At 66.2% G+C, this 11,163-nt stretch carries 10 protein-coding genes and 1 tRNA gene; 3 read left to right on the plus strand and 8 right to left on the minus strand.

Features of this window, described 5'->3' with window-relative positions:
* Positions 1-46 precede the first annotated feature (46 nt).
* Positions 47-895, plus strand: a complete 849-nt coding sequence (locus AC6CHX_RS07410) for a ribokinase (RefSeq protein WP_498272277.1) — start codon at positions 47-49, stop codon at positions 893-895.
* Between the two features lie 180 nt (positions 896-1,075).
* On the opposite strand, the gene AC6CHX_RS07415 is transcribed toward AC6CHX_RS07410, so the two are convergent.
* From AC6CHX_RS07415 to AC6CHX_RS07450, 8 genes are all read right to left on the minus strand, one after another.
* Positions 1,076-3,667: a helix-turn-helix transcriptional regulator gene (locus AC6CHX_RS07415; protein ID WP_498272278.1), complete on the minus strand. Its 2,592-nt coding sequence runs from the start codon at positions 3,665-3,667 to the stop codon at positions 1,076-1,078.
* Between the two features lie 90 nt (positions 3,668-3,757).
* Positions 3,758-4,444 carry a hypothetical protein gene (locus AC6CHX_RS07420; protein ID WP_498272279.1) on the minus strand — a complete coding sequence of 229 codons (687 nt, stop codon included), beginning with the start codon at positions 4,442-4,444 and terminating at the stop codon, positions 3,758-3,760.
* Positions 4,441-5,157, minus strand: a complete 717-nt coding sequence (locus AC6CHX_RS07425) for a hypothetical protein (RefSeq protein ID WP_498272280.1) — start codon at positions 5,155-5,157, stop codon at positions 4,441-4,443. The genes AC6CHX_RS07420 and AC6CHX_RS07425 overlap by 4 nt, the downstream gene beginning before the upstream one ends.
* On the minus strand, positions 5,154-5,747 hold the full coding sequence (locus tag AC6CHX_RS07430; RefSeq protein ID WP_498272281.1) for a hypothetical protein: 594 nt from the start codon (positions 5,745-5,747) through the stop codon (positions 5,154-5,156). The genes AC6CHX_RS07425 and AC6CHX_RS07430 overlap by 4 nt, the downstream gene beginning before the upstream one ends.
* The gene (locus AC6CHX_RS07435) at positions 5,744-6,262 is read right to left on the minus strand and encodes a signal peptidase I (protein ID WP_498272282.1); all 519 of its coding nucleotides are present in this window, start codon (positions 6,260-6,262) and stop codon (positions 5,744-5,746) included. The genes AC6CHX_RS07430 and AC6CHX_RS07435 overlap by 4 nt, the downstream gene beginning before the upstream one ends.
* Positions 6,263-6,456: 194 nt before the next feature.
* Positions 6,457-7,086 (minus strand): alternate-type signal peptide domain-containing protein, encoded by a 630-nt coding sequence (locus tag AC6CHX_RS07440; RefSeq protein WP_498272283.1) that lies wholly within the window; start codon positions 7,084-7,086, stop codon positions 6,457-6,459.
* Positions 7,087-7,132: 46 nt separating this feature from the next.
* Positions 7,133-8,668 (minus strand): hypothetical protein, encoded by a 1,536-nt coding sequence (locus tag AC6CHX_RS07445; protein WP_498272284.1) that lies wholly within the window; start codon positions 8,666-8,668, stop codon positions 7,133-7,135.
* A 1,022-nt stretch (positions 8,669-9,690) separates the two neighbouring features.
* Positions 9,691-9,773 (minus strand) — tRNA-Leu (locus AC6CHX_RS07450).
* A gap of 144 nt (positions 9,774-9,917) precedes the next feature.
* Here AC6CHX_RS07450 and AC6CHX_RS07455 point away from each other — a divergent pair.
* Together AC6CHX_RS07455 and AC6CHX_RS07460 are read left to right on the plus strand one after the other, a co-directional pair.
* On the plus strand, positions 9,918-10,643 hold the full coding sequence (locus tag AC6CHX_RS07455) for an FHA domain-containing protein (protein ID WP_136057570.1): 726 nt from the start codon (positions 9,918-9,920) through the stop codon (positions 10,641-10,643).
* On the plus strand, positions 10,640-11,161 hold the full coding sequence (locus AC6CHX_RS07460; protein ID WP_136042587.1) for an FHA domain-containing protein FhaB/FipA: 522 nt from the start codon (positions 10,640-10,642) through the stop codon (positions 11,159-11,161). The genes AC6CHX_RS07455 and AC6CHX_RS07460 overlap by 4 nt, the downstream gene beginning before the upstream one ends.
* Positions 11,162-11,163: the final 2 nt, after the last annotated feature.

An 11,163-nucleotide genomic window follows, 5' to 3' on the forward strand; every position in this document is an offset into this window, starting at 1 on the left:
CGATGTCCGCGTTCCGATGCCTCCGCTCGATCCGAAAGCTGCTGCCATGACCTCTCCCGTGCTTCCCTCCCTCGTCGTCGTCGGCAGCGCGAACGTCGATGTGACCGCGTTCGTCGATCGCCTTCCCACGGCCGGCGAGACGGTGGCCGGCGGGCGGCTCTCCCGGGATCTGGGCGGGAAGGGCGCGAACCAGGCGGTCGCCGCGGCGAAGCTCGGCGGACGAGTGCGGATGATCGGTGCCGTCGGCGATGACGCCGACGGGTCTTGGACCCGCGAGGAGATGAAGCGGGCCGGCGTCGACGTCACCGACCTGCGCACCGTGGATGACGCCACCGGAACCGCGCTCATCGTCGTCGACGCGGATGCCGAGAACCAGATCGCCGTCTGCCCCGGTGCCAACGATCACGTCTCGCTGGACGGTGTGACCTTCGGCGCAGACGAGGCGGTGCTCATGCAACTGGAGATCTCGCTCGCGGTGGTCGAGGATGTCGTCGCCTCGGCGGAGGGCTTCACCGCGCTCAACGCCGCGCCCGCCCAGCCGTTGCCCGAGGCCCTGCTGCGCCGGGTCGACCTGTTCATCGTGAACGAGACCGAGCGGGATCTCATGCCCGAGCTGGCCGAGGCCGAACTCGTCGCGGTCACTTACGGCGCGGCCGGCGCTGCGCTGTACCGCCGCGGCGAGGAGATCGCCCGGGCCGACGGCGTCCCCGCCGAGGCCGTCAACACCGTCGGGGCGGGCGACGCCTTCTGCGCGGCGCTCGTACTCGCGCTGCGCGCCGGGCACGCACCGGCCGATGCTCTGGCCGCCGCGTGCGCGGTGGGATCCGCGGCCGTGTCGCACCTGTCGTCCCAGCCGCCGTTCGAGCACCTGAGCCAGTACCTTCCGGGGGCCTGAGCGGCGGCCGGAAGACGGAGAGGCCAGATTTCCTCAACCCGACTGGGTCCTTTTCACGCTCACATCGGATGCGCTGCCGATATGCGCATTCTGCGCGAGTCTTCCCCTATTCCCGGCAGCCTTGAGCCTCACGGCAACCGCGTCGCCCCTGTCACGTTGCGCCCGTGCGACAGAGACGCATCAGAGCCGCGAGCGAATGCTCGCGAGCTCGCCGCGGTGCGAAAGATCGAGCTTGCGAAGCACTCTGTACATGTGGCTTTCCACCGTGCGGACGCTCAACACGAGAATCTCTGCGATCTCCGGGTTGCTGAGGCCGTCCGCCGCGTACCGAGCGACTTGCTTCTCCCTTTCGGAAAGCGTCTTGCTAGCGGCTGCAGATGTGTGGAGCGAACGGTAGTACTTCCCGGCGTCGCTCCCCAGTAGAGCGTCCGATTCCTCGCGTGCCAGTCGCGCTTCTTCAGGCCGTTCCGCGCCGCCGTATAGGTCGGTGGCGGCGCGATACGCAGCGATCGCCAGCGCGATGCGTCCGCTAGCTTGCAGGGTTCGAGCCGCGGTGAGCATCTGATCGGGGTCCTCTTCTGAGAGCGCGTCGATGTAGGCCATGGCAGCGTGGACGAAGCTCCCTTCGACGCGCGCGATCCGCGACCGCGCGTGCGCGTAACGCTGCTTGTCGAGGTCGAGTTCGAGGCTGGAAATGTACCCGAGAGCGGCTGAGAATCGAGCACCACGGTCCCACAGCGCTTCCGATGATGCCCAGATCTCGCTCGCAGCGGCCCGCGGCTGGCCGGCAGCTACGAGTAGGTGGGCTCGGGACCAGCAGGTGTCCTGACCCGGCAACGGGCCATCAGGGGTGGCAAGCCCACTGATCTCTTCGACGTATCTTTCGGCCTGGGGCACGTCGCCACGACGGAGTGCGGCGACGGAGGCGACGTTGAGGACGGAGATCTGGTAGCCGCGCGGAAGGGTGTAGGAGTCGCCGGTCGCGAGCAGCGTGTCCAGGATTCGGTCGACGGCGTCGAAATCGCCGACGAATATGTGTGCGAGAACAGCCGCCGACCCGTAAACGCGAAGGGCGTCGAGATCCAGGCGCGCATGAGCGACGTTCATGCCGTTCGTAGCGACTTCGATGGCCTCGCTCACACGACCCTGACCGGTGAGCGCGTACGCATGAAGCGCCCAGGAGATGTGGCGTCGGCGATCCGGATCGAGCGCCGAGATTTCGCCAGCCAGTGCTCTCGCATCCGCGAAACGGCCCTGGATTACTGCAACGTAGAGGCGTGCTTCGATGACGGCTGCGCGAGCGCTGGTCGCGGTTGGGCGCGTGGCGACGAGGGCGTTGGTCACGGGATCCGTGATGCTGGACACGCTTGCCTGGATCCAGACCGCCGCGGCAGTGAACTCCCCTGCCTTGTCGGGTGGCGTGTCTGCGGTCACCGTCAAGAGCTGTAGCGCCCGGTCCGTGTCCCTCTGCGCGAACGCTACCCATTTCGCGCGCATGACCTGGAGGTCGGTGTGCGACTGCTCATCACCTGTGGTCATATCGGTGTTGTCGAAGACGTATTGGACGACGTCGTGGGCGGCGGTGGACTGCAGCAGAAAGCGAATGTGCTCCACTGCTTCGGCGGGTTCCGGACGGGCGCGCCATCGCGCTTCGGTGAGCAAGCGGTGCGAGCGAATGCGTTCGTGCAGCATCCGACTGAACACAGCGTTGTTGGGCGCCGCGCCCAATGCGCGGCTGCCGGAGCTCGCTGCAGCCACGGCGAGGGGACTGTCTGCGCCGATGCGCTCGACGATCAGTTCGGTGAGGCGCAGATGCCGGGCGGTACGCGGCTCGTGACGAATGTAGTCGACGATGAGCGGCGGAGTGAGCGCGAGGAACTGACGGTCTTCATCGTTGGTGAACTGCACGAGCCCAATCTCTTCGAGCATTTCCACGATGCCCCAGTCCATGAGCCCACGAGCCGTTTCAACATCGGCTACACCGATGAGAGCGAGAAGGTGCACGGCATCACGCTCCTGGGGACTGAGCGATTCCAGATGGCCCTCGAGGACGCTGCGTAGTGCCGGACTCCACAGTTCCTTGACGGCGACCCATCGCCCATCCTCACCCCGGACGATGCGCTCCTCCTTCACAGCGATATCGGTGATGTGGAGGGCGAGACCGACGATTCCACCGGATTTCGAGTAAATGCGGGCAGCCGTCTTGATATCACTGAGGCCCCCGAGTCGCTCGTGAAGGATTCGCTGCATCGGCTCGAAAGCCAGTGCTGCCAGCTCGATCAAGTAGGTCGGCTCAAGGGAGGAGCTTCCCGCGCCGGCGGGCGATTGCCGGACTGTCGCGCCCCGGAGCCGACTGATGACGACCGGGAATCCACTGCTGCTGCGTATCGAATCGATGACGCCCCAGGAAGTGTCGTCGAGGTCATCCCAATCGTCGACCAATACGACGGCGGGCCTGTCGCCGGCAGTAGCAATGATGCTTTCAGCCATGTCGCCTATGGCTGAGGGGCCTCGAGCACTCATCGTGGCAGCAAACCCCGCGATGGATAGGGCCGCGAACGGGTGGGAGCGGAGTGCGGCGGTTCCCCGGAGGTGAATCACGACTCGTCCGAGTTCTTCGAGGCGGATGTGCAGAACGCGCAGGAAGCTGGTCCTTCCGCTACCGCGCGAGCCAATGACGTCAACGCTCATTCCGTCGAGCAGCAACGAGACGGCAAGGTCGATGTCGTTTTCTCGGCCGATGAACATCTGCCCCTTCTTCCATACGGGCATGATTCTCCAACGAACGTACTCCGGGGGTCCCGGCCGGGCAATGACCTCGTGACAAGCGCTAGCCGGACCGAGGAGACTACTGACGCGTGACTAGAAAGGCGCTTCGAGAGACGCTGGTTCCTCGTGCGGCTCACGCTTCTTCCGACGCGTGGCAATCACCCACCAGCCGGCCGCGCTCGCGAGGAGCGCCCATACCCACCATGGCCCTGCTTCCGCGCCCGTGGTGGCTAAGTGGCCGATACGGTCGGGGATCGTTTCTTGACTCACGTCTTGGTCGCTCCGCGCACCGGCATCAGCGTCGCTTGCCTCGATGCTGATCGTGAAGGTCAGTGTTTGGGCGCCCAGGGGGATGCGTGTGACGTCGACGCTGTAGTCGTAACCGATGCTGATGGGCAGGCGTTCGCCTGGAGCGAGTACAACGGCATCGACAAGGATCGGTGGCGTAGTGGCGACGTCCGCGACGCTGGCCGTGCTGGTTCCCCACCGCAGGTTCATGTCGGCGAGGAGCGATTCGTCCATCGGCGCTTGAATGTTCGTCAGAGCCACGGAGACCGTTGTCGGGTGTGGGCGGGCGTTCTGAATAAGGACTGTGCGGTCCGCGCTGTCACCGGGGACGAGCGTGGCGTCGGAGAACCAATGGGTGGGCAGGTCGTGCATGCCGAGGTCGTCGATGACGATGATGTCCGGGGCATGGGTCGCTTCAGTGGACGCTGTCGCAGGAGCCGTGAGGGTGAGGGTGGAGACGAGTGCGGAGGCGAGCAGGATGCTGGCGGTCATCGTTCGGCTCCGTCTCGGAAGGTCTCGTAGGTGAATTCGACGCGGTGCGTGGGTTCGGTCGCGGCAGTGAATGCGGTGGTCACGTCGATGTTCCAGGGCTGGGTCGCGACGATGTCGCCGAGGGCGTGTGTGCCGGTGATGGTGGCGGTTGACGTGTAGACGCCGACGTCGGGGAGCTGTGCGAGTTCGGCCTGGAGGCACCAGTGTTCGGTGACAGGGGTAGTGCCGTCGGAGTATGTCGCCGGCACCGGGGTTGACGTGCTGGGCGGCAGGATGGGAGCTTCGGTGTCGACGGTGCACTGGGCCTCAGCAGTGACCGGAAACACCGTCACATCTGCCCAGTGCAGGATGTCGGTCTCCTGCGTTGTCGGGAGCGTGATCGAGTATCGGAGACCCCGGTTTCCTTGCGAGAGAGATTCGACCTCGATGGGAAGGGCGACGCGCCCCTCTTCGAGTAGAGCCTGTGTCTCCGCGGCGCCGAAGTTGACGGCGACGGTGGGGGCGGCAGCTGTTGCGTCCTCTCCGTTCACAGTGAACAGCACAGCGGCATCGGGGAGTGCCGCTTGGGCAGTGAGTTCCGTGCGCCATAGCGCAGACGTTGCACCCGTGACAGCGACAGCGACGAGCGCTGCACCGAGGGCGCCGGCCGTCGTGGCGATAGCGGTGCGGCGGCGATTCTTTAGCGTGACGTGAGTGGTGCGTGTGCGTGTCATCTTTGGCCTCCTTCGCGGATCTGGTCGGCCGAGATGTTGACCTGTCCGATGTCAGTGAGCGCCACCTGTGCCTCTGTGCGGTCGGGGCGGGTGTCGTCGTAGTGGAGGTCGATGTCGAGGAGGAACTTGCGGTCGCCCTCGGCGGCGGTGGGCAGCGTGACAGAGGTACCCAACTCTGCTCGCAGAACGTGCACGATGGGCGAGGCGGTACCGGGATTCTCTGTCAATGTGTACGTGGCCGTGACGCCTTCGGTGATCGCCGGCGCCGCGTCCCATCGGACATTGAGTCGGTAGGTGAGGTTGTCGCCCGTTGCGACGAGGCTGAAGTACTGGCCCATGCGGATCTGATCGCCAGCGGAGGCGAGGAAGGTGTCCGGGTCGATGATGACCGGCGCCCCCGGCACGGAGGTGTCCAACCACAGGGGTCCACTGACCCCCATGACGGTGTCAGGGCTCAATGTCAGGGCGCCGGAGGTGAACGGGGCGGCTTCGGCGGCATCACTGCCGATCCAAGCGGCGGCCGTGCCCGCTGACAGCCCGATGGCAAGGGCGACGCCTGCAGCGGTGAGCGCGAGTGTACGTGTTCTCATTGCGAGACCTCCTCGAGGGGACGCGGGCGTAGACGGGTGGGAGCGAAGGCCGCGTAGCCGCCCGCAATGATGAGCGCTACCGCCGCGGCGATGACGAGCATCGGTGCAGCGGGACCGACGATGTTGTTCACCCAGCCGATGTAGGGGATGACGTAGAGCACGCACCCCTGGACCTGTTCGGCGAAGATCTCTTCGTCGTCTGCGCTGTTCGCGTCTCCGCGAGTGATGAATGTGGGATCCGTGCTGGTGCCCTGCACGGCGATGATGCGATGCGTGATGAGCATCGGATCGCCGGAGTTCGGCTGGAATGTCACCACGTCGCCTGGGGAGAGGTCGGCGGGCGCGGTCGGGATGACGGCGACGACGTCACCTGGGTTGATCGCTGGCTGCATGGAGCCTGTCAGCACGGTGAGGGTGGTGCCTCCGAGAAGTCGGGGCACGGCGACTACGAGGGCCGCGACCACGAGCAGCGCGATCAGCGTCCAGCTGGCGAACGCGAGGATCTTCGCTTTCATGATGCTCCGATTCGGTGGGGGAGAGCGCCCGCCCCGGGGAGGGGGCGGGCGCCGTGTGCGCGTCTCGGGAAGGAGAACGCTGCACGGGTGTGCGGGGCCCTGGGGAGAGGGCACCTACACGATGCACGGGCCCTGAGGGGGTGAGGCTCCGTGCGATGCCCGAGCGCTGGGGAGCGTCGGGCACCTTGCGGGGGTCAGGCGCGCTTCTGCGCGACCGTGACGTTCAGGTCACCGAGGAGCGCCTCGGTGGCGGTGCGGACCTGGTCGGGCGTGTTGACGTCGAACGTCGCGGTGACGACGGCGGTGAGCTCCGGTGCGGAACCGTCCAGGAGGTTGTCGACGACGATGGCGCCCGGCGAGACAACGACGCTGTCAGCAGACAGGACGCTAACCGTGTCGCCGGTTCCAACCACGTTGTCGTCTGCATCGAGGATCGAGTACGTGACGGTGACGCCTTCCAGGTCGGCGAGGAGTTCGCCGCTCGGGGAGGTGAAGCCGACGGTGAGGTCCGCGAGGAGGTTGTCGCCGAGGGCGGCGACATCGACCGGGAACGAGCCTTCGATGACGTCTCCGGGGATGATGCGGAAGTCGGCCAGGGCCGGGATAGCAAGCGGGGTCGCATGCTCGGCGGAAACGTCGTTCCAGACGCCGTCAGCGACGGCGACCTCGAGGTTACCGGCGGTGACGGAGCCTGCGGCGATGTCGGACTGAGCGGTCCACAGCGCGAACGTGGAGCCGCCGACAAGGAGCGCAGCTCCAGCGCCGATGGCGATGATGCCCTTGGTGCGACGGTTGCGGTTGGTGGTGGGGTTGGTCGAAGTCATCTTCGTTCCTTTCATCGGGGTGGGATTGCGGGTGCTGCCCGGCTTCTCAATCACGGGTGATCGAGGCGGTTCCGGCGCAGCGGGTCTCGGTGCCGGGCAGTAGTGCGGTCTTCGCACACGCCAGGTCCGGGGTCTTGGGGTCGGTCGCGGTGAGGTTCAGGGGCAGGTTGCCGGTATTGCGCACCGTGTAACCGAACTCGACCTCGTCGCCCGAGGTCACCGACGTCGGGTCCAGCGCTCCGGTGAGCAGGTGGCGGCTGTCGGAGATGACATCCATGCCCGGTGATGCTTCGACCGTGTCGAACGTGCAGCTGACCCACGAGTTCGCGGGAACACTAATGCGGAAGGAGTGCGCGTCTACATTCGTCACCGGGAGCGTTGAGGCAGAGTCCCCATTCACGATGCAGGTCGCCAATGGCCCGTTCATCGTGGTGGTGGTCCAGTCCCGCATCACCCAGCCCGCCCGTGCTGTCTGGGTCACGGTGACGGGAATGGAGACGCTGGCACTGGCGTAGCCGCCGAGGGTGACATCGGCTCGCCCGTCGACATCGAGGGCCAGGTTGCTCCCTGGGCGAAGCGCCGCCGTCGTGGCGAGCGAGTGCGCCCATCCAGCTGCGGGCGTAGTCGTTCCCATGCTGGTCGTGGTGGTTCCGTTGATCGTGAGGACGCTCGCGCATCCGTACCAGGCGATCTTCACGGCCCCATCGCCGACGGGGTTCAGATCCGCAGCGCTGAGGCCGAAGTCAGTGATGCTGCTCGCACCGACGCGGGAAGCGTCGACATAACTGGTGCCACCGGCACCACCACCACCACCTTGGCTGCCACTGGACGTTCCCCGCCCGCCGCCGCCACCGACGTAGCCGGCACCACCGCCACCGCCGCCACCTCCGTTACCGGACGGTTCAGTCGCCTTTCCGCCGAGGCCAGACGCCACTATGTTGAGCAGACCACCGCTTCCGGGGTGACTGACGCCCGCAAACCCGGGAGCGTCTCCGGCACCGCCCTTGCCGGTATTAGTGGCAGCGTTCCAGGATGATCCTCCCGCGCCACCGCCGCCGGCGGCGACGACGAGCGGAGTGGCTCCGAGGGTGATGGCGGAGCTCGCACCACCGCCAGCCCCAGCGTTCTGACGAGTGAGCCAGCCATCGTCCTTGCCGGTGCCGCCCCCACCGGCGCGAAATCCGATTTCACCGCCGCCGCCCGCATCTCCGGTGTCGGAAACGGTCAACGTCGAGTAGCCCTGCTGTGCCGGATAGAGACGTAGTTGCTCGCCGGCATTTACGCGAAGTGTTCCGGAGCGCACGGCCCCGACACCGCCCTCAGCACGCTGAGGAGTGCCAGTCTTGCGGCTCGCACCACCGGCGGCACCGTCCATGACATATGCGATCTCCGTGACGCAATCGGGAACCGTAAATGAGATGTACTGTGTCCCGCTGGTGACGTTGGAGAGCTGAACCGTGCGGGTCTGCACGTCGAAGCGCTCAGGGGTGGGGCGATCAGCTCCGGCCGCCGGCGTCGCAACCAGCGCGGCCGCCGCCGCAGCGAAGGCTACGACGGGTGTGATACGGCGGACTGCGGACATGGTTGTTCTCCCCACGACTTGGCTTTACGGGTGGGGATCTATGGGCCGCATGATCGGCGCCAGTCCCCGGAATGCACACTCGCTACATCGAGAGCGGTGCTGCGGGACCATCTGAGGTTCATCCACTGCACTTGGTGCATAGAAATAGTCGCTCGAGTGCGGACACTTAAAAGCCCGCTGGAGGAATATCCAGCATGCTGAGCTTCGAATTGAGTGTTGGCCTACGATCTAGTCGGTAGCCCGCTGGAACCCCGCTACGCCTATACCGGATCTCTCTCCGCACCGAGTCGTCCAGCCCGCGAGGCGGAACGACGAAGGCGTGCAGCACGTTCGCCGAGGAGAAGGAGTAGGTGACCAACGCTCTGGGGAAGACGCGGCCACCTACTCGATTGGCTGGGATAGCCAGCCTGAGTGGCAGACGGGGAGGCCGCCGCCACACGGGAGGGTCGGCTCCCACCGACCCTCTGAACTCCACAAGAGCAGGATCCTCTAGGCCTGGTCGCAGCTTCGTGCGGACTTCAGTAACGTCTCGAGACCGTGGGCGTACACGAGGCCCTTCGTGCAGTGGTCGTGAGACCGCGCTAAGTATGTTTGTGAATCAGGACTCAGCAGCCGAATCAGGACTCAGCAGCCGACGAGAGCCGATTCGACAACAAGCCACCTCCCGTCGGGCAAGGCGAGCAGATCATCAGATGAAGCCAGGCAGTGAAGTCGGCCATGCACGCACTGCACGGCTTGTGGGAGCGCTCGAGCGCGACATGCCCTGCCGGACCCGTCACATCTCGCCGCACGACGGCTGTCCGGGTCGACGTACGGCCGAGTCGAGGACAGCCGCGGTGCCGTTCTGCATGAAGAACGGTGCGACTAGGCGGTGATGAGGGACGACGAGCGCCAGAGTCTAGATCGAGCGATCAGGCTGGGCGACTGCATCCTGGCAAAGAAAAAGCCGGTCAGAGGATATTTCTGACCGGCTCCCCATATTTACGAACAGATTGGCCTGTAAGAACGAACAGGGCCTACTGTGCGCGAGGGGGGACTTGAACCCCCACGTCCTTACGGACACTGGCACCTGAAGCCAGCGCGTCTACCATTCCGCCACTCGCGCGAGTGTCTCGTTCCGAAGAACTCAACTTCCCAAAGATATCACGCGATTTCACCCCCTGATGCACACCTCAGACCCCGATCGGCGGCGTTCCCCCAGGTCACCTGGCTACGATGTGTCTACCGGTCGGCATGCCAGAGGAGCCCAGTGGGACTACTTGACAGCTTTGAGAAGGGTCTCGAGCGCGCAGTTAACAGCGCGTTCGCGAAGACCTTCCGCAGCGGCATTCAGCCGGTGGAGATCGCTTCGGCGCTCCGCCGCGAGGCCGATACGAAGGCGGCGGTCGTGAGCCGCGATCGCATCATCGCACCCAACAGTTTCGTCGTGCGTCTCAGCCCGGACGACGCGGAGCGGATGCGCGGGCTCGGCGGTGCCCTCACCGATGAGCTGCTCGCGCTGCTGACCAAGCACGCCAAGGCTCAGGGGTACAGCTTCTCCGGCGCGCTGTCGATCAACCTCGAAGCCGATGAGAAGGTCGCGACGGGAACCGTGCGCGTGAACTCCGGCACGGTCGAGGGCCGCGTGAGCTGGCAGGCCGTGGTCGACGTCGACGGCCGTCGCCACGCGATCAATCGCGCCCGCACGGTCATCGGCCGAGGGACGGACGCCGACATCACGATCGCGGACGCCGGTTCCAGCCGCAAGCACGCCGAGATCCTGTGGGACGGCGAGCGCGCCATGATGCGCGACCTCGGTTCCACGAACGGCACGAAGGTGAACGGCCAGAAGCTCCGCGAAGCCGCCCTCCCCACCGACACCACCATCACCATCGGCCGCACCGACCTGGTGTTCCGGATCGTCCCCGTGGCCAGCCCGTCGCGTCCTGCCCCGCGCGGCGACGACGCCACCCGAGCGTTCGGAGCCCTCGGTTGAGTGAACTGATCCTCCTCCTGCTCCGCATCGGGTTCCTCGTCCTGATGTGGTTCTTCGTGTTCGGCGTCGTGTACTCGCTCCGCGCCGACCTCTTCGGCGTCCGCGTGCGCAAGCTCCCCGCCGAGGCGACCGCCGGCGCATCCGCTCCCGCGGCAGCACCGGCAGCGGCGCCGGCGGCGAGGCCGGCCTCCGCACGCCCCTCGACCGGACCGGCCACCGTCGCCACGGCCAAGCGCCTGGTCATCACCTCCGGCCCGAAGGCCGGCCTCGAGCTGCCGCTCAGCGCCGACTCGCTCACGATCGGCCGCTCCAGCGAATCGGCGCTCGTGATTCGTGACGACTACACGTCCAGCCACCACGCCCGCCTGATGCTGCGCGGAGACAGCTGGGCGATCCAGGACCTCGACTCCACCAACGGCACCTTCGTCGCGGGCCAGCGCGTGTCGGGCTCACCGGTCGCCCTCTCGCTCGGAACCCCCATCAAGGTGGGCGCCACGACCTTCGAGCTGCGAGCCTGACC

This window comes from Microbacterium sp. GQ128, from assembly GCF_059758615.1.